Below are 21034 nucleotides of genomic sequence, written 5' to 3'. Positions count from 1 at the left end.
GCATGGGTCGGGCGCTAGGAGGCGCGGGAAGGTTTCTCCGGGGTCTCCGCCGCTACCGCGCCACGGTCTTCCAACTGGTCGGTCTGGAACAGCGTCTCCAGCTCGACCCGCGCCTCGCGAGCGCTTTTGATCAGCGCGTCGCGGTCGTTGTAGAACAGGTGCTGGGAGGCCAGGACCTCTTCGTCGTGCCGGCGGAAACGACGGATCCGCGCGTCCGCCTGTTCCTCGCTCAGACCCAGGCCGCAGAGCACCATGCGGCTCATCTCCAGGCTGGAGAAGAAGGTCTCGCGCACCGGCTCGACCCCGGCGTCGAGCAACAGGTGGACGTGCTGGCGGTTACGCGCGCGAGCGATGATCTTCAGGTGCGGATACAGCTTGCGCACGCGCTTGGCCGTCTCGATGTTGGTCTCCGGGTCATCGGTGGCGATGACGAAGAACTCGGCCTTCTCTACCTGGGCCGCGCGAAGGATCTCCGGGCGCATCGGGTCGCCGTAGAAGATCGGGATCGCGCCGAGGGTACGGGTCAGCTCGATGGTCTCCACCGAGGTGTCCAGGGCGATGAACGGCACGCGCTGGGCGCGCAGCACGCGAGCGACGATCTGGCCCATGCGGCCGACCCCGGCGATCACCACGCGCGGGGTGTCGTCGTTGTCGATGCGTTCCATTTCCGGCGGCGGCTTCGTCGCCTCCGGCTCCTTCGCCAGCAGGCGCGCGAGACCGAGTACCAGCAACGGGGTCAGGGCCATCGACAGGGTGATGGAAAGCACCAGCAGGTTGTGCAGGTCGTTCTGGAACAGGCCCTGGTCGCGGGCCATCTTGAACACGACGAAGGCGAACTCGCCGCCGGCCGCCAGGACCACGCCCAGGCGCAGCGCCGAGGCCTTGTCGAGGCCGCCGGAAATGCGTCCGACGAAGTACAGCACCGGCGCCTTCAGGGCGATCAGCAGCACGGTCAGGCCGAGCACCATCCACGGCGACTTGAGCAGCAGGCTGATGTCCGCGCTCATCCCCACGCTGATGAAGAACAGGCCGAGCAACAGGCCCTTGAACGGCTCGATCTGCGCCTCCAGTTCGTGGCGGTACTCCGAGTCGGCCAGCAGCAGGCCGGCGAGGAAGGCACCGAGGGCCATGGACACGCCGGCCAGCTCCATCAGCAGCGCGGTGCCCATCACCACCAGCAGCGCGGTGGCGGTGGACATGTCCTGCAGCTTGGTCTGGGCGACGATGCGGAACACCGGGCGCAGCAGGTAGCGGCCACCGACCACCACCGCGGCGATGCTGCCGACCACCTTGAGGGTCTGGGTCAGTTCGCTGCCGCCGGCGTCGCTGTGCGCACCGCTGAGCAGCGGGATCATGGCGATCAGCGGGATCGCCGCGATGTCCTGGAACAGCAGGATGGCGAAGGCCAGGCGGCCATGGGGCTGGGTCAGTTCCTTGCGCTCGGCGAGGATCTGCAGGCCGAAGGCGGTGGAGGACAGCGCCAGGCCCAGGCCGAGCACCACCGCGCTGTTCACCGGCTGGTCGAAGCCGACCAGGGCCACGGTGCCGATCACCAGGCCGGTCAGCAGCACCTGCAGCAGGCCGACGCCGAACACCGACTTGCGCATCACCCACAGGCGCCGCGGCGACAGCTCCAGGCCGATGATGAACAGCAGCAATACCACGCCCATCTCGGAGATCTGCGCGACGCTTTCCGGGTTGTCCACCAGGCCCAGCACGCTGGGACCGATCAGCACGCCGGCCAGCAGGTAGCCGAGCACCGCGCCCAGTTGCAGGCGCTTGGCCAGCGGCACCATGAACACCGCCGCGATCAGGAAGACCACGCCGGACTGGAGAAAACTGCTTCCGTGTTCCACGCTCAACTCCCGCTGGCGGCGCTGGCGCCGAACCGGTCGCGGATGGTGGCGATGGTCTCCACATCCATGGCGATATAGGCCTGCTTGACGAAGGCGTCGTAGGGTAGTTCGTCGCCCAGCGGCTGCAGGTAGCGGGTGCAGTAGGCGAAACGCACGAACAGCGAGCCGGGTTCCGGCTCCTCGATGGTCATGTCGAGGCTGCCGCCGGCCACCTCGGCGCTCGGCTTGATACTGTAGTGGGCACTGTCCGGCGCCTTCAGCACGACTTCGTCCTCGACCACCAGACCCGGCAGGTAGAGGCGCCGGTGCAGGCGGTCGCCGTCATCGACGAGGATCTCGAAACGCTCCAGGCCGACGACGAAATACTGTGGCTCGCGCGCACGGCAGACCAGGCCTTCCCAGAGTTGCAGCCGGTCGAGGACCGGCAGGTCGACAAGTGTCCGGTCGTTGACCTGGACCAGGTGTTCGAATTGCATGTGGCTCACTTCCTGTTCGGTGCATGCGATAGGCGAGTTCTGACCGGCGATGGGTGCAGAAAGTTTTCCCGCTGCCGGCGAATCGCCAGGCCGCAGGTCCACAACGATCGCCGACAGGCATTCGAGGACGCCGCCGGGGCACCCGGCGGCACATCGACCTCACTCGGCGTCGATCTTCCAGGGAATCGGCGGAGCGCTCAAGCGCGGCCCTTCCAGGGCGTCGAGCCGGCCGAAGCGGGCATCCCCCTCCTCCCAGGCCTTCTGCGCCCGGGCGATCTCGCCCTTGCTGTGGCCGACGAAGTTCCACCACATGAAGATCTCCGCACCGAACGGTGCGCCACCCAGCAACAGCACCCGCGCGCCAGGGTCGAGTTGCAGTTGCAGGCCGTCGCGGCCGTCGCCCAGGTAGGCCAGTTCGTTCACCGCGAAATGCTCGCCGCCCACTTCCAACCCGCCTTCCAGCGGCAGCAGGCCGTACTCGAAGTGCGGGTCGAGCGTCAGTTGCAGGGTCGAGGCGTCGTGGCAGGCCAGGTCGGCACCGAGCAGCGGCGAGTAGAGCCGGCACGGCGCCTGTCGCCCGGCCAGCGCACCGGCCAGCAGGGTGAAGGTGACCCCCTGCTCCTGCCAGCGCGGCAGGTCGGGATGATGGTCGAAGGCCGGGGCGATGTCGCGCTGCTCGTAGGGCAGCGCGATCCACAACTGCGCGGCGTGGGCGTGGCGCTCGTCGGGCAGCGACTCCTCGGTGTGGGCGATGCCATGACCGGCGGTCATCAGGTTGACCTGGCCGGGGCGGATCACCTGGACGTTGCCCAGGCTGTCGCGGTGCAACGCCTCGCCCTGGATCATCCAGGTAAAGGTCTGCAGGCCGATGTGCGGGTGCGGGCCCACGGCCAGTCCGCCGCCAGGTTCGAATTCGGCGGGACCGGCATGGTCGAGGAAGCACCAGGCACCGATCATCCGCCGCTGGCGCGACGGCATCAGCCGACTGACGGTGATCCCGCCGCCGATTTCCGCGGCACGCGCGGTGACCCGTTGCAGCAGGTGTTCGCGGCGCTCCGGACAGTCCCGCGAGGAGGACAGGTCGCAACGCTCTTCGGTATTGCTCATGTTCAGGCTCTCCGGTGACGAGGCATTCAACCGCGCAGGCGGCGCACCCATAGCTGCAGGGCCTGCAACTGCTGCTGGATCAGCTCGCGCGCCTTGTCGTCGAGCAGCCGGCCCTGGGCGTCGAAGGCGTTCTGCGCGCTGGAGATCATCACTTCCGGCTTGTTCAGCGGATGAACGTCGAGGAACACCAGCGTCTGGCGCAAGTGATACTGCGCCCGCGCGGTGCCGAAACGCCCGGCACTGGCACCGAGGATCGCCGCCGGCTTGCCGGAGAACGGCTGCTCCGGCGGCCGCGAGGCCCAGTCGATGGCATTCTTCAGCACCCCGGCCATCGAATAGTTGTATTCCGGGGTGGCGAACAGCAGCGCGTCCGCCGCGCGGATCTGCTCGCGGAAGCGTTCCACCGCGGGCGGGAAGCCGAGGGCGTAGACGTCCTCGTTGTACAGCGGGATGCCGGAGATGTCCGCCAGCTCGATGCTCATGCCCGGCGGGACCAGGCCAATCGCCTCCTGCAGCGCCGCGCTGTTGTAGGAGCCGCTGCGCAGGCTGCCGGAAATGCCCAATACCTTGATGTCGTCGCTCATGCCGTGCTCCTCGTTGTGCGTGCGGGTTCAGTCGCGTAGCTGGCTGCTGACGCTGACCTCTCCGGAGAGTACACGATGGATCGGGCAGGCATTGGCGATCTCCAGCAGACGCTGGCGCTGCTCGGCGTCGAGATCGCCGGCCAGGCGGATGTCGCGGCGGATATGGGTGAAGGGCTCCGGCTTGGTGCGTTCCTCGACGATGTTCAGTTGCACGTCGATACCCTCCAGCGGCCACTCCTTGCGCTGCGCGTACATCGCCACGGTGATCGCCGTGCAGGCGCCCAGCGCCGAGAGCAGGATCTCGTGCGGCGAGGGACCGCTGTCGGCGCCGCCGAGGGCGGCCGGCACGTCGCTCAGCCACTGGTGGCTGTCGTCGCCGAGGGTCACGCGATAAGGGGTGGTGCCGAGGGAAGCGTTGACGACCTGGGTAGCCATGGGGTTTCTCCTGTGCATGGGGGGCGTGCCGGAACCTCGGGTTCCGGCGAAGCGGCGTTCCGATGAAAACATCTGGACGGAAAACGACACAAGGCACCCGATGGTCGGAGTGCCTTGTGTCCGGGACAGCGGCGAAGCCGGCTTACTTCTTCGTGCCGAAGCTCTGGATCAGGTTGGCGTACGCCGGCAGGTGGCCGCCGAGGATGGCACCGAAGCCTTCGATGTCGTTGCGCCAGTCGCGGTGCAGTTCGCAGCCGACGCTGAACCAGTTCATCAGTTGCGCGCCGGCGGCGGTCATGCGCGCCCAGGCGGCGTCGCGCACCACCGGGTTGAAGGTGCCGGAGGCGTCGGTGACGACGAATACGTCAAACCCCTCCTCCAGTGCCGAGAGGGTCGGGAAGGCTACGCAGACATCGGTCACCACGCCGGCGATGATCAGTTGCTTCTTGCCGGTGGCCTTGACTGCCTTGACGAAGTCCTCGTTGTCCCAGGCGTTGATGTTGCCGGGGCGGGCGATGTACGGGGCCTGCGGAAACATTTCCTTGAGTTCCGGCACCAGCGGGCCGTTGGGGCCATCCTCGAAGCTGGTGGTGAGGATGGTCGGCAGGTTGAAGAACCTGGCGATGTCGGCCAATGCCAGGACGTTGTTCTTGAACTCGTCCGGGCTGAAATCGCGGACCAGGGAGAGCAGGCCTGCCTGGTGGTCGACGAACAGCACCGCCGCATCGTTCTTGTCGAGTCGCTTGTAGGTGAAGGACATGGTGTTTCTCCGGTCTCGGGCGGCGTCCGTCGCCGCGCGGTGTGAAACGAAGCGCCTCCTGGGAGGCAAGCATGGGCGGTCTCGGGAGCGCACGCCGCCCATCAAGAGTAGTGACAGCGACAGCGATTTACCGCCCGGTAAAATGCGAAAACGGTGTTCTCGATACGAGAACAATGCCATTCCCCGGGCGCGCTACGCTTGCCCTGCCATTGTCTTTCCCGTACGTGCGACGCGCGCATCCCCTTACCAGGAGTTCTCCCGCATGCGACAGTCTGCCTCCCGATTGTTTCGAGATTCGCCATGAGCCTGCGCCTTGAAGACATACAGGCCTTCCTCAACGTGGTCGAGCTGGGCAGCATCAGCGCCGCCGCCGAACGCATGAGCCTGTCCAAGTCCGTGATCAGCAAACGCGTCAGCGACCTGGAGCGCCACCTCGGCGTGCGCCTGCTCTACCGCTCGACGCGCAACGTCGAGCCGACCGAGGCCGGCGGCTTCTTCTACAAGTCGGCCAAGGCCTCGCTGCAGGACCTGAACAACGCCGCGGAAAGCGTGGCCCTGCGCGAGAACGACCTGTGCGGGGAATTGCGGGTGATGGCGCCGATGAGCTTCGGCACGCTCTGGCTGGGGCCGCTGGTGATGGAATTCATGGCGCGCAACCCGCGCCTGGAAGTGGTCCTGCAACTGGACGACCGGATCGTCGACTTCGAGAAGGAAGGCTACGACCTGGCGATCCGCATCACCCGCCTGCAGGACAGCTCGCTGATCGCCCGCCAACTGGGCACCAGCCGCCGGGTAGTGTGTTGCAGCCCGGAATACCTGGAACGGCACGGCCCGCTGCAACGTATCGAAGACATCCTCTGCCATCCCTGCATCGGCTACAGCCACAACACCCCGTCGCAGCTATGGAGCTTCGAGCCGCGGGTGGCCGGCGAGCCGGCGCGGATGATCACCCCGCGCGGACGCTTCAACACCAACAACGGCCAGACCATGCGCGACGCCGCGGTGCGTGGCCTGGGCCTGGCGATGCTGCCGCTGTTCATCGCCGCCGAGGACCTGGCCGCCGGCCGGCTGGTCGAGGCCCTGCCGCAGGAGCGGCCGCTGGACGACCTGATCTACGCCATGTATTCGCGAGCGGCAACCCTCTCGCCGAAAGTGAAGCTGTTCGTCCAGTTTCTCCAGCAGGCCCTGGGCAGCCCGCCGTGGGGCGTGCGCTGAGCCTCGCTCAGCGCTTGCGACAGACGCTCAGCCCGTCGCCGATCGGCAGCAGCGAGTAGTCCACCCGCGCGTCGTTCTTCAGCGCCAGGTTGAGCTGCTGGATGCCGCGGGTATCCGCACTCTTCGGCTGCGCTTCGAGCACCCGGCCGCTCCACAGCACGTTGTCGAAAAGCACCAGCCCACCCTGGCGCACCAGCGCCAGCGCGGCCTCCAGGTATTCGGGGTAGTTGGCCTTGTCGGCGTCGATGAAGGCCAGGTCGAACTGCCCGGCCAGGCCTTCGTCGAGCAACGCACGCAGGGTTTCCAGGGCGGGCCCGAGGCGTAGCTCGATGCGCTCCTCGACAGCGGCTTCGCGCCAGTAGCGGCGCGCAGTCAGGTGGTAGTCGCCGGGCAGGTCGCAACAGGTAAGACGCCCCTGCTCGCCAAGGGCGGTAGCCATGCACAGGGCGCTGTAGCCGGTGAAGGTGCCGACCTCCAGCGCCCGCCGCGCGCCGATCAGGGTCAGCAGCAAGGCGATGAACTGGCCCTGCTCGGGGGCGATCTGCCAGCGTGCGTTGGGCAGCTTCGCGGTTTCCTCGCGCAGGCGGGTCATCAGCGGGGTTTCCCGCAGCGAAACGTCCAGCAGGTAGCGGTAGAGGTTGTCGTCGAGGTTGAGGGTGCGGGTGGTCATCGGCCCGGACCTCCCCGCCTCAGGGCACCCGCGCCAACGGCGACGGCGCGACCAGCACGCGCTTGGCGTCCAGGTACGCGCGTTGCCAGTAGCTGTTCTGCAGGCTGTCCAGGCGCACCGTGCCGCCGGTGCGCGGCGCATGCACGAAGCGACCCTCGCCGACGTAGATGCCGGCATGGCTCACGGTGCGACCACCGGAGGTGGCGAAGAACACCAGGTCGCCGGTCTGCAGGGCCTGCACCGGCACGCTGGGCGCGCGCATGGAAATCATCTCGCGGGTCGAGCGCGGCAGCTTGATGCCGGTCATGTCGCGGTAGACGAAGTTGATCAGGCCGCTGCAATCGAAGCCCGAATCGGGCGTGTTGCCGCCCCAGCGGTAGGGCGTGCCGACCAGGCCGAGGGCACGGAACAGCACATCGTCGGCGGCGGGCGAGAAATTCGTCGCCGGACGGAATACGACCTGTTTGGCGGGCGCGGGGGGCGGCGCTTTGCTGGCGCAGGCGGTAAGCAGCGCAGCAAAGGCGAGGATCGAGAATCGGGCCAGTGCATGCATAGTGGAAGCCTTCCTGGTGAGGAATGCTTCCACTTTGCTACGACAAGGAGTTAAACGCAATACTTAAAGTAAAACTTTAAGTTTAGCGCTTGCTCGTCAGGGCATCCTTGTAGCCGGGTTCGAGCACCCGCTTGGCTTCCATGTAGCTCAGGCTCCAGTAGCTGGAGTCCAGGCTGTCCACCCGCACCCCGCCGCCGCGACGGCTGGCGGAATGGATGAACTGGCCATCGCCGATGTAGATGCCGGCGTGGCTGACGCGGCCACGGCCACGGTTGTTGAAGAACAGCAGGTCGCCGGGCTGCAGCTCGTCCTTGGAGACCAGCGGTACGTCCATATCGATGAGTTCGCGGGTGGAGCGCGGCAGCTTGATGCCGGCCTCCTCGCGGAACAGGTAGCCGACGAAGCCGCTGCAATCGAAGCCTTTCGCCGTCGTACCGCCGAAACGGTACGGCGTACCGATCAGTTCGAAAGCGCGCTCGAGGATGCTGGACGCCAGCGCAGGCGTACCAGCCGATGAATTGTCCGCCCCTTCGTCCTCAACATCCTGCCAAGCGATCGCGTCGCGTTCGACGTCGATGCTGCTCTTGGCTGCGGTCGGCTCTTTGGCGACCTGCGGCTCCGGCGAATGGCTGGCGCAAGCGGCCAGCAGCAGAACGAAACTCATGGGCACGAGGGGTGCTAAGCGTTTAAGCATGGGCACGACCGTGTCTCATTAGTTTTACTAGCGGGCTAATTTGCCTTCTCGATCAATCCTATGCAAGTTTTTTATCGATAAATGTGACTTACCACCTGCGGCATGATGTCTAAGGCTCGTCCTGTCATTTTCACATCGACCCGCTCGCTGAGGTCGGTCACGCCAGGATTCACCTCCGCGGTGAAGCCTCCCGCCTGCCGCGTGCGCAGCACCGGTTCGACGATATAGGGGAAGCTCGCGGTGGTTCCCACCACCAGCACCGCATCGAAGCCTTTGCGCAATTCGCGGTACAGGGTATCGATCGCCTCTTCCGGCAACATTTCCTCGAACAGCACCACCGGCGGCCGCAGCACCCCACCGCAAGCGGCGCAGCGCGGCGGCAACTGGCCGTGCAGATGCTCCTCCAGGCCGCCGCTCTCGGCACCGCAGGACTGGCAGTAGAGCGGCGCCAGTTCGCCATGGATCTCGATCAGCCGCTCGGCCGGCGAGCCGGCCTGGCGATGGAAGCCGTCGATGTTCTGGGTCAGCACCCAGCATTCCGGCTTGTGCTTCTGCAACTCGGCGATGGCTTCGTGGCCGGCGTTGGGTCGGGCCGCCAGGCAAGCCTTGCCAAGTTCCGCGAGGTACTTCCAGCACAGCGCCGGATCGCGCCGCAGCATCGGTCCGGAAAGTGCCGCCTCGATCGGCAGGCCCTCTTCCGTGCGACCGTTGTAGAGACCGCCGAGGCCGCGATAGGTGGGCATACCGGAGTCCGCGGAGAGGCCGGCGCCGGTGATGACCAGGATGCGTTCGGCGCGCCGCAGGGCCTGGGCGACGGTAGCGATCGGGCTGTGGCTGTCCATGGTTGGCTCCTGTCAGGCTGGCGGATCGAGGGAAGCCGGCAAGCCGAGCCGGCGCATGCGCCCGAGCAGGGTCGTGCGCGGAATCCGCAACCGGGCGGCGGCCCGGGAGAGATTGCCGCGCGCCTGGCGCAAGGCGTCTTCTATCAGGTTGCGCTCCTGTTGCGCCAGCGCCTCGCGCAGGCCTCCGACCGCCGCGCTGTTCATCGAGAGCGCGGCCTCGCCGCCCACGGCCTCGGCGCCGTCGTCGGCGAACGCCACCTCATCCAGCAGTGCGCCGCCCTCCCCGTGCAGCAACAGGCTGCGCCGGATCACGTTTTCCAGTTGCCGGACGTTGCCCGGCCAGTCGCAGGCCAGCAACTGCGCCAGCGCCCGCTCGCCAAGAGCGGTGACACGCGGGTTGAGGCTGCGCGCATCGCGACGGACGAACGCCCGTGCCAGCAGTTCCACATCGCCGGGGCGCTCGCGCAGCGGCGGGATGCACAGGCTGCCCACGTCCAGACGGTAGTACAGGTCCTCGCGCAGGCGTCCCTCGGCGATCGCCTGGCGCGGCGGCTGGTTGCTCGCCGCGATCAGGCGCACATCGGCCCGCTGCGGGCTCAGGCTGCCCAGAGGCAGGTAGCTGCCGTCCTGCAGGACCCGCAGCAGCTTGCTCTGCATGGCCATCGGCATGGAATTGATCTCGTCGAGGAACAAGCTGCCGCCCTGCGCCAGGGCGAACATGCCCTTGCGGTTCTCGGCGCCGGTGAAAGCGCCGCGGGTGGTGCCGAACAGGGTACTTTCCAGCAGCGTCTCGGGAATCGCTGCGCAGTTCAGGCTGATCATCGGACCGCTGCGTCGCGGGCTCAGGGCATGGGCGCGACGGGCGAACAGTTCCTTGCCGGTGCCGGTCTCGCCATGGATCAGCAGCGGCAGGTCGGTGGCCGCGAAAACGTCCAGGCGCTGCAACTGCCGCAGCAGGCTCGGCGCCACGCTCAGGATGTTCGGGCAATCCGCCAGGCCTGCGGCCTCTTCGGTCTCGGCGACGACTTCGCCGAGCTCCATCGCGCCGAGCAGGCAACCGTCGCGCCCGCGCAGCGGGATCGCCCGGTGGCGATACTGCAACAGCTCGCCGCCGGCCCCCACGTAGGCCTGCAGCGTATCGATCGACGGCCGCCCTTCGGCCAGGCAACGCAACAGCGTGCTTTGCTCGGCCGCCAGCCAGGGAGCGCTCTGCAACAGGTGCATACCCAACGCCCGCTGCGGGTCGAGACCATCGAGCAGGCCGCTGGCACGGTTGTAGTAGACGAAGCGACCGGAGGGGTCGACCACCGTGACCGGTTGCCGCAGGCCGTCGAAAATCGGCGCCAGGCAGTCCACCAACCAGGCCAGTTCACCGCTTCGCGTGGAAATCGTCGGCTCCTCGACAAGCGCCATGCTCTCCCCCTCGGTTTCCCGGATGTCGAAATCTCGTCAGTTGACCCATCTTCGACGCAGCGCGACCGAGCATCCTTGGCGTGGATCAACCAAGCCCTCGGAAAACCAGGAAAATCCTCCGATTTATCAAGGATTTCCAAGGCAATTCCCGGGCGTTGGCTGGCGCGTGGCTTGCAACGACCTCGTCGTCCCCACACGAGGAAAATCGTCATGTTCAAGCACATCATCGCTCGCACGCCCGCCCGCAGCCTGGTCGACGGCCTGACCTCCAGCCACCTCGGCAAGCCGGACTACGCCAAGGCCCTGGAGCAGCACAACGCCTACATCCGCGCCTTGCAGACCTGCGACGTGGACATCACCCTGCTGCCGCCGGACGAACGCTTCCCCGACTCGGTGTTCGTCGAGGACCCGGTGCTCTGCACCTCGCGCTGCGCCATCATCACCCGCCCCGGCGCCGAATCGCGGCGCGGCGAGACCGAGATCATCGAGGAAACCGTGCAGCGCTTCTATCCGGGCAAGGTCGAGCGCATCGAGGCACCCGGCACGGTGGAAGCCGGCGACATCATGATGGTCGGCGACCACTTCTACATCGGCGAATCGGCCCGCACCAACGCCGAGGGCGCCCGGCAGATGATCGCGATCCTGGAGAAACATGGCCTCAGCGGCTCGGTGGTGCGCCTGGAAAAGGTCCTGCACCTGAAGACCGGGCTCGCCTACCTGGAACACAACAACCTGCTGGCCGCCGGCGAGTTCGTCAGCAAGCCGGAGTTCCAGGACTTCAACATCATCGAGATCCCCGAAGAGGAGTCCTACGCCGCCAACTGCATCTGGGTCAACGAAAGGGTGATCATGCCCGCCGGCTATCCCCGGACCCGCGAGAAGATCGCCCGCCTCGGCTACCGGGTGATCGAGGTGGACACCTCCGAATATCGCAAGATCGACGGCGGCGTCAGTTGCATGTCGCTGCGCTTCTGAACCATGCCGCGGCGGACCGACCCGCCGCCTCCCGCCGTCGCACCCCGGCGCAGGCTCCGCCTGCGCCGGGCGCGACATACCGGATGCAGTTTCGGAGGTGCCACATGGCCGATTCGGACAAGGGAAAACTGGGGCTGCCGGCGCTGACCGCGCTGGTGGTGGGCGGCATCATCGGCAGCGGCATCTTCAGCCTGCCGCAGAACATGGCCGAAGGCGCAGGCGCCGGCGCGATCCTGATCGCCTGGGCGATCACCTTCGTCGGCATGCTGACCCTGACGCGGATATTCCAGTGGCTGTCGACCACCCGCCCCGAACTGGACGACGGCGTCTACGGCTACGCCCGCGAAGGCTTCGGCGAATACCTGGGGTTCAATGCCGCCTGGGGCTACTGGATTTCCGCCTGGGTCGGCAACGCCGGCTACCTGGTGGTGCTGTTCAGCGCCCTCGGCTCGTTCGGCGCGCTGGCCTTCTTCGGCGACGGAACCACCTGGCCGGCGCTGCTCGGCGAATTGACGGTGCTCTGGCTGATGCATGCCTTCGTCCTCCACGGCGTGCACAACGCGGCGATCACCAACGCCATCGTGACCCTCGCCAAGGTGGTGCCGATCGCCCTGTTCATCCTCTGCGTAGCCCTGGCCTTCCGCATCGAGACCTTTCACCTGGACTTCTGGGGCAGCCCGGCCCTGGGCAGTGTCACCCGCCAGGTGGAAACCACCATGCTCTACACCGTCTGGGTATTCCTCGGCATCGAGAGCGCCACGGTCTATGCCAGCCACGCACGGCACGCGGCCGATGTCAGCCGCGCAACCCTGCTCGGCTTCGTGGTCACCCTGCTGTTGCTGGTCTGCGTCTCGGTGCTGTCGCTGGGCGTGGTGCCGCAGCACGAACTGGCGCAGATGAAGAACCCCTCGATGGCCCAGGTGATGGCCGCGGCGGTGGGCCCCTGGGGCGCCACGCTGATCAACGTCGGGCTGATCGTCTCGGTCGGCGGCGCGCTGCTGGCCTGGACCATGCTCGCGGTGGAAATGCTCTACCTGGCCAGCCGTGGCCCAACGCACACCGCGCCGGCACTGTTCGGCCGCACCAATGCGGTGGAAACCCCGGCGCCGGCACTGTGGCTGACCAGCACGCTGATCTCTGCGCTGCTGCTGGTGGCCTTCCTCAACGCCTCGGGCTACAACGCGCTGATCCAGTTGGCCACCTCGATGGCGCTGATCCCCTACCTGCTCTGCGCCGGCTTCTGCCTGAAGCTGGTGGCGCGCCGCCCGCACTCGGGCGCGATGCTGGCGCTGGCGCTGTTGGGGACGCTCTACGGGGTCTGGCTGATCTACGCCGCCGGGCTGAAATACCTGCTGCTGTCGATGATCCTCTACGCGCCAGGCCTGGGCTTCTTCCTGCATGCCCGTCGCCAGCGCGGCCTGCCGGCGTTCGGCAATCGCGCCGAAGGCAGCGTCGCGGCGCTGGTGCTGGTCCTCGCGCTGGCGGCGCTATGGATGATCGGCAGCGGTCGGCTGACCCTCTAGCTCAATGATTGACCGTATGTGCCAGCATCACCGACAGCTGGCACAGCGGCCGGTCGCTCTCCTCGCGCCACTGGTTGAAGGCGGCCTGCACGGCAGCCAGGTCCTTGAGGCTGGTGGGCGGTTTGTCGATGATCTCCTGGGCCTTCAGCGCGGCGACCATGTCGTCGCTGGGAATGAAGGTGTCCTTGCCGGCCATCCGCAGGAAACGCGGCGCCGACAAGCCGCCGAGCTGGTTGCCGCGCTTGCTCAGCAGCTTCCACAGGCCGACGATGTCGGTTTCCGGCCAATCCGCGAGGAAGTTGCCGAAGCTGCCATGCTCGCGGGCCAGGTCGAGCACCATCTGCGCATTGCGCGGCACGCTCTTGAGCTTGCCCAGGTGGCGGATCAGGCGGGCGTCCTGCATCAGCCGCTCGAGATGCTCGGCGCTCATGAGCACGACCTTCTGCGGATCGAAGCCGAAGAACACTTCCTCGAAGGCCGGCCACTTGGCGTCCACCAGGCTGTGCTTGAGGCCGGCGCGGAAGATCCGCAGGCTGATCAGCGACAGGTAGCGGTCGTCACCCACCGCGCGCAGCTCGGCGGCGCTCTTCGGCTGCGGCAGGCGCGCTTCCAGCGCCTCCCTGGAGCCGAAGCGGTTCAGGCAGTATTCGTACATCCAGGCGTAGTCGCGCATCGGGAATCCTTGCAGACCGGAGAGAAGAACTGACTCGCGGCGCGGCTCAGAGGTTCATCACGTCGAGGAAGCGCGGCGTGGCGTTCTCGTCGATGCGCAGGTTGGCGAAGTCGAACAGGTTGCGGTCGGCCAGTTGCGACGGCACCACGTTCTGCAGGGCGCGGAACATGATCTCGGTACGCCCCGGCGATTTGCGTTCCCATTCCAGCAGCATTTCCTTGACCACCTGGCGCTGCAGGTTCTCCTGCGAACCGCAGAGGTTGCAGGGGATGATCGGGAACTCCTTGAGCTGGGAATAGGCCTCGATGTCCTTCTCGCTGCAATAGGCCAGCGGCCGGATCACCACGTTGCGCCCGTCGTCGGCCAGCAGCTTCGGCGGCATGGCCTTCAGGGTGCCGCCGTAGAACATGTTGAGGAAGAAGGTCTCGAGGATGTCGTCGCGATGGTGACCGAGGGCCATCTTGGTCGCGCCGATCTCGTCGGCGAAGGTGTACAGCGTGCCACGGCGCAGGCGCGAGCACAGCGAGCAGGTGGTCTTGCCTTCCGGGATCTTCTCCTTGACCACCGAGTAGGTGTCCTTCTCGACGATGTGGTACTCGACGCCGATCGACTTCAGGTACTCCGGCAGGACATGCTCGGGAAAACCGGGCTGCTTCTGGTCCATGTTCACCGCGACGATCTCGAAGCGGATCGGCGCGACCTTCTGCAGGTAGAGCAGGATGTCGAGCATGGTGTAGCTGTCCTTGCCGCCGGACAGGCAGACCATGACCTTGTCGCCATCCTCGATCATGTTGAAGTCGGTGATGGCCTCGCCGGCCAGGCGGCGCAGGCGCTTCTGCAGTTTGTTCTGATTGACCGAAAGGGTGCCCATGGTGCTCTGGAATCCGGGTGTTCGAGGAGAAAAGCTGGCTATTTTACGCACAAATCGGCAAAGCCGAATCAGCGCTCATAACTTATTGATATGCAAAGGAAAAATCTAGGACGTCTCGGCAAGTGTCGAAGAACTGTCGAAATCCGCCAGCGGGTTGAGTCGAATAGCGTCCCGCAGGTATTCCGGCGACAAATGCGCATAGCGCATGGTCATGTTCAGCGACGAATGCCCAAGAATCTCTTTCAGCGCCAGGATGTTTCCACCGTTCATCATGAAGTGGGAAGCGAACGTATGGCGTAGCACATGGGTGCACTGCCCTCTTGGCAGTACGATACCGCAACGCTTCACCATCCGTGCAAACGCCTCCCGACAAGAGGGAAAGCGATTCCGACCGGCGAAATATTTCTCAAGTCGAGCCTGCAAGTCTGTCGAGATTGGTACGGATCGAACACGCTTTGATTTGGTATTGGAGAAGACCACCGATCCATCCCGAACCATGGGCAGAGTCAACCCTTGCGCTTCCGACCAGCGAGCCCCCGTCGCCAAGCAGACCTCTGAAATCAATGCCAAGTGGGGAAAGGTCGAATAGTCCCGGAGCGCTGACACCAGCACCGCTACCTGATCCTTAGACAGGAACGATACAACCGACTGTTGAGGCTTCAACGGCTTGAGACGATCCAAAGGATTCGGATAGTCGATATCGCCGAGCCTACGAAGCTCGGTGAATACTGTTTTCAGATACGAATAGCGAACGTTGATAGACCTAGGTAAGGCGCCCTCCTCCAACTCACGCTTCCTGAACGCGACCAGATCAGCAGTGGTGAACCTCTGCCCTACCGGGTCGCCTAGGCGAGACGCGATCAGCAATAGCAGATTCTTACGACGCCTCCCGCTGGTAATCGAGTGCCCATGCAATTCATACCAACGCTCTATAAGTTCCGACAGCAGTCGCTTATCTTGCTGAACGGGGTTCCACTCCCGCTGTCGCGCATGCTTCGTCCGCACCATCGCCTCAAACCGCTGGGCTTCGCCCTTGGTCTTGAAACGCTTCCTAAAGCGCTTGCCTTTGATCGGTTCAACGTCGGCCAGCCAGCGGCCATCCTCAAGCTTGGTGATCGCCATCAGATCGCGTATCCCCGCCGTAGATACCGATCACACATCAGCTTGTGTATATGCCTTTCCAGATCGCGACGAGTCCAACCCTTGGCCAGGTAGTGGTCTTCGATGACGTGCCAGAACTCCAATTTGCGGGCGGACTCAATAGCCTTTTTTGCAGGGATACGCTCCCGCGCAATCAGGCTGATGAACTGGCCGAGGAACATCTCGCAGTTACGCCCGCTGAAGCCCTTGGCAGTCTTGTAATAGCGCCGATACTCGGTGCGCTCGATCAGCGGATCGCACTCGACCTGGACGCGGGCGTCCTGGCTGATCAGGCTCCAGAAGGGATCGTAGACCGCTGTCCGGCTCAGCAGCTTGAAGCTTTCGCAGGCGTAGTTCCACAGCCCTTGCAGGTGCGGGCAGAGGCCCTCATAAGTGCGGCAGCCAATGACCTCCCCGGAGGCCATACGCGAGCCTTCGGAGAACTGCTGGACGATGGAGTGATGGAAACGGAATTCGAGCCGCCACACCGTTTCCAGGGGGTTATAGGCCGGGTCGCCATCGCCGAACGGATCCCCGTTCAGAGTCGCCCACACGCTTTCCCAATAGTCGAGCTTGTCGGTGGCCCGAGCCTGGAGAGTCTTGTTATAGATCGACAGTTGCAGGCCGTTGGCCGAGCCGAACATGTACGTCTCGCCACGCCCGTAGACCGAGGCGTTGCCGTCAAACTCGATCCGCTCGATCCCGCTGATTTGCCGCACCCGACGCGAGCGGCAATGCATGCGGTCCACCAGATCGCGAGGCGGTTTCCAGCCTTGCACGTCCAGGGCGATATGCACAGCGGCTTGGTTGGTTTCGCAGTGGCTCAGCACGGCAGCGGCCAAGTCATCCAGCACGCCCTGGAGGATGCGCGGATCGGCGCCATCGAGGGCGTGAGGCGATACCTCGATCTTGAGGTGCGAGCCGAGGGTATCGACCTTGATGTTGTGATTCTTGATCAGCAGGATCAGCCCCAATTCTGCGTTCTGCAGACGGTACTGATAGCCGGAGTCGCGACCGATGCGGCCCTTGGACCACTCGTAGCCGGCGAACTCGACCACATCCACCGAGAGGTCAAACAGCGCCATCACTTCCGGCCGGAGCTTGCCGTTGTACAACTGCCGCACCGTATCCACGCCGCAACGCAGAATGCGCACGCCTGACAGGTCGGTGAACGCCCCCGTCATGGAATCAACGAAGAGCCGTCCCTTGGGGGAGTCCAGCAGTTGCCCGTCGGGTTGCAGCAGGAGGCGGTTTTGATGGGTCACTTTCTTCATGGTTTCACCTAACAATGTCCATTAATGTCCAAATCGCGGGGTGCTTATCTGACGTGTTACAGGGGCGTCAGCCGGCCCCGCCGTGGCGCTTGCTCACTCCGAGACGAGCCGTTCGCGCGCGCCCCGGCCAGGCCGGCTACAGCGGCCATACCGGCCCCGTCGGCGTCACCACCACCGCGAAGAAAAAGCCCGCCAGATAGGCCAGGAACACCAGCCCCAGAGCGGCGAAATAGCTTGTCCAGTTCATCGGCTCCCCCTCAGTTGAACGAGCGCGGCAAGCGGCTGGTGTCGGGAACCACCGTCACCCGCACGGCGGCGCTGTTCGCGGCGGCGGACGGTACGTTCGGCGCGGCGGCCTGAGCCGGCGGCGCATTGCCCAAGGCGTTACGCCCCGCGCAGGCGGCATAGCCGGACCAACCGCCCTTGAAGCTCAGTTCCGCGGCGCAGTTGCCCCGCGGCACCACGGCATAGCCGGTATCGGTCAGGTCGCGATCGGTGAGAGTGAATTCGCTGCCATCCTGGCCCCGGACGGCGAACAGATAGGTGCGGCGCCCGGAGGCGGACAGCAGGGTTGCCTTGACGATGAAGTCGCGGCCGGCGAAGGGATGGCCTACAGGAGCAGCGCCCGGAACGCCTGAGTGCCCAGGTACATCATCAGCAGCATCAGGACCAGCCGCACCAACAGCACGCGCAGCACCCACAGCAGGACCGGCTTGAGCAGGCGCAGCAGTTCCAGCAGCAGGCGACGATACAGGGTCGCCCATGAGCAGACGAGGTCCGCCGTCATAAACCACAGACCCAATAGCAAGGGCCGGAATTGCCATGAATAGAAGAATCTTAGGTTGTCTAAAAAGGCTCTTGCCGGCGATGGTGTCGGTGACGGAGCCGGTGGCTGTCGATTCATAGAGGGCGAAGGTCTCCTGGCGGATTTTCTTGATCTCGACGATCACGTCGCGGGCCGGCGGTTTGTTGTCCTGCGCCGAGTGCTGGCTTTCCTTGTAGCGGCCCCGAATGCCAATGACGGCGAGGTTGGAGTGCAGATAGGCCTTTTCCGCCGTCATGCGGATGTCGTCGCGGATATAGGCGATGTTCGGCGTGGTAAGGATGATGTCCCAGTTGAAATGCCGGTGCCGGGTCCAGGCATCCAGCCAGCCCATGGGCCGCCCGGCTGCCTTGGCCGCTTCCGGGCCGTCCGGGAAGTCGAAGCGCTTGAGGTCGGCTTCGCGCCAGGACTTCAGAAAGATCAGTTGGGTTTCGTCGAAAATGATGAACGCGCCACGCGGCGCCCACATGAACCAGGTGCGCATCTTTTCCATGTCATCCAGGTCCTCGAGGTCGAGGTTGATGACGTCGCAACTGGAGGGCGTCTCCGGCATCACCTGGAAGATCCGTTCGCGGGTCAGGCCGCGCACGTTGGTGATGATGACGCGGCCCTTCTTGATCGCGGGGATCAGGTCATCTTGGATCGCGCCGGAGGTCTTGTAGGAGCCGTTCGGGCCGTGATGAATCTTGATCGCCATGTCACTTACCTATGAAGGGGATGAAGGACATGGAGAAGCGCGTGCCGATGGCGGCGAAGATCATGTTCACCGCGTCCGGCAGGCCGAAGAACGCCAGCAGCGAGCGCAGGTCGCCGTCCAGGGACGAGTAATAGGACGTGATGGTCGAGCCGATACCGATGCCGCCGACGACCTCCTTGAAGGCCTTGTAGCCGATTTCCGCGACGAACAATTGCATCTCGAACCAGCCCTTGATGGCCATCTTGGTCAGCAGGACAAAGGCGTCGGTGACGAAGTCATAGACACCGCTGTAGAGGAAGTCCCAAAGGGATTGCATCCAGGCGAGAATGTCGGAGAGAAAGGGAATGTCCATGGCGTTTCCTCAGGAGCGATAGAAAACGATCCATCCGGCCAGGATCGCGGCGATGAACAGCACCACGTAGCGGATGACGGAGAGTTCTTTGGCGTATTCGGTCAGACAGACGTCGAAGCGTTGGCCGAGGGCGGTAAAGTCCCAACACGGCAGGGAGCCGCCGCCGGTGCCCAGGTGAATATCGAACTTGGAAGCGAGGACGCTTTCGAACTTGCCTTGCAGTTCCTGGAAGTCCTTTTGCGCCTTGGCAATGGCGTCGTCGTATTCCTTGATGGTCTTGTCGAAGGAACCTTGCTTCGGCTCTTTCAGGCCGCCCCCGCCGGAGCCGTCGCCGCCATCGCTACCAGCGCCGCCGTCGGAACCAGAACCGTCACCATCGCCGCCGCTGTTGCCATCGCCATCGCCATTGCCGTCGGGAGGGTTGCCGCCACCGCCGCCGCCACCTCCTCCACCGCCGCCACTGGAGCCGTTGTCGCCGCCACCGGGCTTGGTGCCGCCGTCGCTTCCACCGTCGCCGCCGGGCGGGTTGCTGCCACCATCGCCCCCAGTGCCGCCGTCACCACCCGGAGGCGGACCGTCGCCCGGACCCACGTCGCAGCCGAAGGCACAGGAGCCATTGGAGGTGAACCAGTTGCCGGTGAACGAGCCGATGACCCGGCAGAAGGTTCCACCGGTTTCGCCCTCAGCGGGGCCGATACAGCCGTCAATCGCGCTGACGGCAATCTCGCAGCCGAGGTAGTTGATGAAGCGAGGAATGGGCGCTTGGTGGCCGCCCTTTTCATACAGCGAGCCCTGGAGAATCTTGCACTTGTTCTCCTTACACTCGCCGGTCTCTTTGTTGTATTCGGTGTCGGCTGGACAGGAGTCACCCGAGCGAAAAAGCCTCCAGTTATCGCAGTCCGAACACTCCCTAACGTTGTTCGGATTGTTTCGATCAACATACTTGACGTAACAAAAGCCCTCGGCTCCATTCAAACGTGCCACATGGGCCTCGACGAATTGCCAGGACGAGTTTCTATCCGCGAGGACCCTAGCGGCTTCGCATGCAGCTGCGGCACTAGGCTCTGCCACGTCATATCCGGCAACCTTCCAAGAATAGGGCGCCGCACTCAAGCCGGAGCAACCCAGCCCCAAGCACAGCAAAAAGAGCCACGTCAGCCGATTCCTCATAACGTTCCCCGTTCAGCAAAAAAGCCCCCTGCCGGAAACTCCGGAGGGGGCTTCCGTTTCGGTCGCCACTACTGGTATTGCCCGACCTTGAGCCCTGAAATCAGGGAATAGGCCATGAACGCACCCAGCATGAGAGACCAGATCACGTCAGGCCTTGCGCATCGCGCCGATAACCAGGGCGAGGCCGACCAGCACCGCCACGGCGGCGATCACCAGCTTGGCCACGGACGAGCCGTCGGTGCCGGCTTGGGTCAGCACTTCCTTGGTGGTTTCGTCGATCAGCGAGTCGGCGAAGGAGACGTTGGCCACGGCCAGGCCGACGGTGGCGATGGAAGCGTTGCGGAACAGGGTTTTCATTTTTTCCATGATTGGAACCTCATTAATTGCGCGCTTTGCGCATGGCGGAAATGATCAAGCCAGCCCCCAAACCAACGGCGAACAGCCCGATGGTCCCGGCGAAGCCGAGGCGGAAGGCCGACGGGTCGAAACCACCCATCAGCAGAGTCAAATAGCCCTCTGCCTCAGGCGGCAGCAGGTAGGTCTGTATCCACTCAAGGTGCGTACAGCCGACCGTGCCGTCTGCGTTCTGGACCCAGGTCTTGCACACTTGAACCGATACAGAGCCTTCCATTCGTGCAGTCCTCAAAAAGCCAGGGAGGCCGCTAGGCCGTCGATCCAGCCCCAGGCGTAGCCGGTGGCCAGACCTACCGCGAACAGCGAGAGATAGCGGAGCATCGCGGCCTCCTACGGCTTACGCCTTGGCGTCCGGGGACTTGTCTTGTTTGTCCTGGCCCTGCGGCTGCTGGGCCGGACGCGGGGCTTGGGCCTGTGCTTGCGGGCGGGCCGGGGCTTGGGCGGTCGGCGCCACCGGCTTGCCGCCCACGGCCAGCAGATCCACGAGGACTTGGGTATTGGTGATCCGGCCGAAACG

The 21034-nt window shown here is 64.9% G+C and carries 23 protein-coding genes and 1 pseudogene; 3 read left to right on the top strand and 21 right to left on the bottom strand.

The features are described from left to right. Nucleotides 1-14: 14 nt before the first annotated feature. The 6 genes from kefB to ycaC form a co-directional block, all read right to left on the bottom strand. Complete coding sequence (gene kefB / locus HMPREF3014_RS05730) at nucleotides 15-1856, bottom strand: glutathione-regulated potassium-efflux system protein KefB (RefSeq protein ID WP_003112454.1); 1842 nt, start codon at nucleotides 1854-1856, stop codon at nucleotides 15-17. Between the two features lie 2 nt (nucleotides 1857-1858). After that, nucleotides 1859-2332 (bottom strand): SRPBCC family protein, encoded by a 474-nt coding sequence (locus HMPREF3014_RS05725; RefSeq protein WP_003082488.1) that lies wholly within the window; start codon nucleotides 2330-2332, stop codon nucleotides 1859-1861. Nucleotides 2333-2491: 159 nt separating this feature from the next. Beyond that, nucleotides 2492-3439 carry a pirin family protein gene (locus HMPREF3014_RS05720; protein WP_003145400.1) on the bottom strand — a complete coding sequence of 316 codons (948 nt, stop codon included), beginning with the start codon at nucleotides 3437-3439 and terminating at the stop codon, nucleotides 2492-2494. 26 nt (nucleotides 3440-3465) lie between these two features. Beyond that, on the bottom strand, nucleotides 3466-4023 hold the full coding sequence (locus HMPREF3014_RS05715) for an NAD(P)H-dependent FMN reductase (RefSeq protein WP_003082483.1): 558 nt from the start codon (nucleotides 4021-4023) through the stop codon (nucleotides 3466-3468). Between the two features lie 27 nt (nucleotides 4024-4050). Continuing rightward, entirely contained in the window at nucleotides 4051-4458 is a 408-nt protein-coding gene (locus tag HMPREF3014_RS05710; RefSeq protein ID WP_003082478.1) for an OsmC family protein, read from the bottom strand. A 142-nt stretch (nucleotides 4459-4600) separates the two neighbouring features. Then, the gene (gene ycaC / locus HMPREF3014_RS05705) at nucleotides 4601-5218 is read right to left on the bottom strand and encodes an isochorismate family cysteine hydrolase YcaC (protein WP_003082476.1); all 618 of its coding nucleotides are present in this window, start codon (nucleotides 5216-5218) and stop codon (nucleotides 4601-4603) included. A 300-nt stretch (nucleotides 5219-5518) separates the two neighbouring features. Between ycaC and HMPREF3014_RS05700 the strand changes: the two genes are divergently transcribed. Next, nucleotides 5519-6433 (top strand): LysR family transcriptional regulator, encoded by a 915-nt coding sequence (locus HMPREF3014_RS05700; protein ID WP_003082475.1) that lies wholly within the window; start codon nucleotides 5519-5521, stop codon nucleotides 6431-6433. Nucleotides 6434-6440: 7 nt separating this feature from the next. On the opposite strand, the gene HMPREF3014_RS05695 is transcribed toward HMPREF3014_RS05700, so the two are convergent. The 5 genes from HMPREF3014_RS05695 to ddaR form a co-directional block, all read right to left on the bottom strand. Next, nucleotides 6441-7103 carry an O-methyltransferase gene (locus HMPREF3014_RS05695; protein ID WP_003086626.1) on the bottom strand — a complete coding sequence of 221 codons (663 nt, stop codon included), beginning with the start codon at nucleotides 7101-7103 and terminating at the stop codon, nucleotides 6441-6443. 19 nt (nucleotides 7104-7122) lie between these two features. Next, complete coding sequence (locus HMPREF3014_RS05690) at nucleotides 7123-7656, bottom strand: C40 family peptidase (protein WP_003082473.1); 534 nt, start codon at nucleotides 7654-7656, stop codon at nucleotides 7123-7125. 82 nt (nucleotides 7657-7738) lie between these two features. Continuing rightward, entirely contained in the window at nucleotides 7739-8356 is a 618-nt protein-coding gene (locus HMPREF3014_RS05685) for a C40 family peptidase (RefSeq protein WP_003082470.1), read from the bottom strand. Nucleotides 8357-8421: 65 nt separating this feature from the next. Continuing rightward, on the bottom strand, nucleotides 8422-9192 hold the full coding sequence (locus HMPREF3014_RS05680; protein ID WP_003112457.1) for an NAD-dependent deacylase: 771 nt from the start codon (nucleotides 9190-9192) through the stop codon (nucleotides 8422-8424). 12 nt (nucleotides 9193-9204) lie between these two features. Further along, nucleotides 9205-10605, bottom strand: a complete 1401-nt coding sequence (ddaR, locus tag HMPREF3014_RS05675) for a transcriptional regulator DdaR (protein ID WP_003112458.1) — start codon at nucleotides 10603-10605, stop codon at nucleotides 9205-9207. Nucleotides 10606-10815: 210 nt separating this feature from the next. Between ddaR and ddaH the strand changes: the two genes are divergently transcribed. After that, the gene (gene ddaH, locus HMPREF3014_RS05670) at nucleotides 10816-11580 is read left to right on the top strand and encodes a dimethylargininase (RefSeq protein ID WP_003086612.1); all 765 of its coding nucleotides are present in this window, start codon (nucleotides 10816-10818) and stop codon (nucleotides 11578-11580) included. A 104-nt stretch (nucleotides 11581-11684) separates the two neighbouring features. Further along, a complete protein-coding gene (locus tag HMPREF3014_RS05665; RefSeq protein WP_003112459.1) occupies nucleotides 11685-13103 on the top strand; it encodes a basic amino acid/polyamine antiporter in 1419 nt (472 codons plus the stop codon). Nucleotide 13104: 1 nt separating this feature from the next. Here the strand turns inward: HMPREF3014_RS05665 and HMPREF3014_RS05660 are convergent, their stop codons facing one another. The 10 genes and pseudogenes from HMPREF3014_RS05660 to HMPREF3014_RS05610 all read right to left on the bottom strand — a co-directional run. Then, complete coding sequence (locus tag HMPREF3014_RS05660; protein WP_023087657.1) at nucleotides 13105-13776, bottom strand: DNA-3-methyladenine glycosylase I; 672 nt, start codon at nucleotides 13774-13776, stop codon at nucleotides 13105-13107. A gap of 46 nt (nucleotides 13777-13822) precedes the next feature. Beyond that, nucleotides 13823-14647 carry a tRNA 2-thiocytidine(32) synthetase TtcA gene (gene ttcA, locus HMPREF3014_RS05655; protein ID WP_003082462.1) on the bottom strand — a complete coding sequence of 275 codons (825 nt, stop codon included), beginning with the start codon at nucleotides 14645-14647 and terminating at the stop codon, nucleotides 13823-13825. Nucleotides 14648-14752: 105 nt separating this feature from the next. Further along, the gene (locus tag HMPREF3014_RS05650; protein WP_012614375.1) at nucleotides 14753-15769 is read right to left on the bottom strand and encodes a phage integrase; all 1017 of its coding nucleotides are present in this window, start codon (nucleotides 15767-15769) and stop codon (nucleotides 14753-14755) included. Then, a complete protein-coding gene (locus tag HMPREF3014_RS05645) occupies nucleotides 15769-17061 on the bottom strand; it encodes a hypothetical protein (RefSeq protein WP_023087658.1) in 1293 nt (430 codons plus the stop codon). Before HMPREF3014_RS05645 ends, HMPREF3014_RS05650 begins: the two co-directional genes overlap by 1 nt. A 257-nt stretch (nucleotides 17062-17318) precedes the next feature. Then, nucleotides 17319-18581 (bottom strand): zonular occludens toxin domain-containing protein, encoded by a 1263-nt coding sequence (locus HMPREF3014_RS05640; protein ID WP_023087660.1) that lies wholly within the window; start codon nucleotides 18579-18581, stop codon nucleotides 17319-17321. A gap of 1 nt (nucleotide 18582) precedes the next feature. Then, nucleotides 18583-18933 carry a DUF2523 family protein gene (locus HMPREF3014_RS05635; protein WP_003133726.1) on the bottom strand — a complete coding sequence of 117 codons (351 nt, stop codon included), beginning with the start codon at nucleotides 18931-18933 and terminating at the stop codon, nucleotides 18583-18585. 9 nt (nucleotides 18934-18942) lie between these two features. After that, a complete protein-coding gene (locus HMPREF3014_RS35030; protein WP_023087661.1) occupies nucleotides 18943-19917 on the bottom strand; it encodes a hypothetical protein in 975 nt (324 codons plus the stop codon). A 333-nt stretch (nucleotides 19918-20250) separates the two neighbouring features. Further along, nucleotides 20251-20469 carry a hypothetical protein gene (locus HMPREF3014_RS05625; RefSeq protein WP_003124953.1) on the bottom strand — a complete coding sequence of 73 codons (219 nt, stop codon included), beginning with the start codon at nucleotides 20467-20469 and terminating at the stop codon, nucleotides 20251-20253. Nucleotides 20470-20482: 13 nt separating this feature from the next. Beyond that, nucleotides 20483-20734, bottom strand: a complete 252-nt coding sequence (locus HMPREF3014_RS05620; RefSeq protein ID WP_003124954.1) for a hypothetical protein — start codon at nucleotides 20732-20734, stop codon at nucleotides 20483-20485. 120 nt (nucleotides 20735-20854) lie between these two features. Further along, nucleotides 20855-21034: pseudogene (locus tag HMPREF3014_RS05610) on the bottom strand (DNA-binding protein); the annotation flags it as partial.

The sequence above is a fragment of the Pseudomonas sp. HMSC065H01 genome, assembly GCF_001815235.1.
GTDB lineage: Bacteria > Pseudomonadota > Gammaproteobacteria > Pseudomonadales > Pseudomonadaceae > Pseudomonas > Pseudomonas aeruginosa.
This window is presented reverse-complemented; position numbering and strand designations above follow the sequence as displayed.

Excerpts from the sequence above, each read along its gene's own strand:
- HMPREF3014_RS05725 (WP_003082488.1), bottom strand. The coding sequence starts at position 2,332 with ATGCAATTCGAACACCTGGTCCAGGTCAACGACCGGACACTTGTCGAC.
- HMPREF3014_RS05720 (WP_003145400.1), bottom strand. The coding sequence starts at position 3,439 with ATGAGCAATACCGAAGAGCGTTGCGACCTGTCCTCCTCGCGGGACTGT.
- HMPREF3014_RS05715 (WP_003082483.1), bottom strand. The coding sequence starts at position 4,023 with ATGAGCGACGACATCAAGGTATTGGGCATTTCCGGCAGCCTGCGCAGC.
- HMPREF3014_RS05710 (WP_003082478.1), bottom strand. The coding sequence starts at position 4,458 with ATGGCTACCCAGGTCGTCAACGCTTCCCTCGGCACCACCCCTTATCGC.
- ycaC (WP_003082476.1), bottom strand. The coding sequence starts at position 5,218 with ATGTCCTTCACCTACAAGCGACTCGACAAGAACGATGCGGCGGTGCTG.
- HMPREF3014_RS05700 (WP_003082475.1), top strand. The coding sequence starts at position 5,519 with ATGAGCCTGCGCCTTGAAGACATACAGGCCTTCCTCAACGTGGTCGAG.
- HMPREF3014_RS05695 (WP_003086626.1), bottom strand. The coding sequence starts at position 7,103 with ATGACCACCCGCACCCTCAACCTCGACGACAACCTCTACCGCTACCTG.
- HMPREF3014_RS05690 (WP_003082473.1), bottom strand. The coding sequence starts at position 7,656 with ATGCATGCACTGGCCCGATTCTCGATCCTCGCCTTTGCTGCGCTGCTT.
- HMPREF3014_RS05680 (WP_003112457.1), bottom strand. The coding sequence starts at position 9,192 with ATGGACAGCCACAGCCCGATCGCTACCGTCGCCCAGGCCCTGCGGCGC.
- ddaR (WP_003112458.1), bottom strand. The coding sequence starts at position 10,605 with ATGGCGCTTGTCGAGGAGCCGACGATTTCCACGCGAAGCGGTGAACTG.
- ddaH (WP_003086612.1), top strand. The coding sequence starts at position 10,816 with ATGTTCAAGCACATCATCGCTCGCACGCCCGCCCGCAGCCTGGTCGAC.
- HMPREF3014_RS05665 (WP_003112459.1), top strand. The coding sequence starts at position 11,685 with ATGGCCGATTCGGACAAGGGAAAACTGGGGCTGCCGGCGCTGACCGCG.
- HMPREF3014_RS05660 (WP_023087657.1), bottom strand. The coding sequence starts at position 13,776 with ATGCGCGACTACGCCTGGATGTACGAATACTGCCTGAACCGCTTCGGC.
- ttcA (WP_003082462.1), bottom strand. The coding sequence starts at position 14,647 with ATGGGCACCCTTTCGGTCAATCAGAACAAACTGCAGAAGCGCCTGCGC.
- HMPREF3014_RS05650 (WP_012614375.1), bottom strand. The coding sequence starts at position 15,769 with ATGGCGATCACCAAGCTTGAGGATGGCCGCTGGCTGGCCGACGTTGAA.
- HMPREF3014_RS05645 (WP_023087658.1), bottom strand. The coding sequence starts at position 17,061 with ATGAAGAAAGTGACCCATCAAAACCGCCTCCTGCTGCAACCCGACGGG.
- HMPREF3014_RS05640 (WP_023087660.1), bottom strand. The coding sequence starts at position 18,581 with ATGGCGATCAAGATTCATCACGGCCCGAACGGCTCCTACAAGACCTCC.
- HMPREF3014_RS05635 (WP_003133726.1), bottom strand. The coding sequence starts at position 18,933 with ATGGACATTCCCTTTCTCTCCGACATTCTCGCCTGGATGCAATCCCTT.
- HMPREF3014_RS05625 (WP_003124953.1), bottom strand. The coding sequence starts at position 20,469 with ATGGAAAAAATGAAAACCCTGTTCCGCAACGCTTCCATCGCCACCGTC.
- HMPREF3014_RS05620 (WP_003124954.1), bottom strand. The coding sequence starts at position 20,734 with ATGGAAGGCTCTGTATCGGTTCAAGTGTGCAAGACCTGGGTCCAGAAC.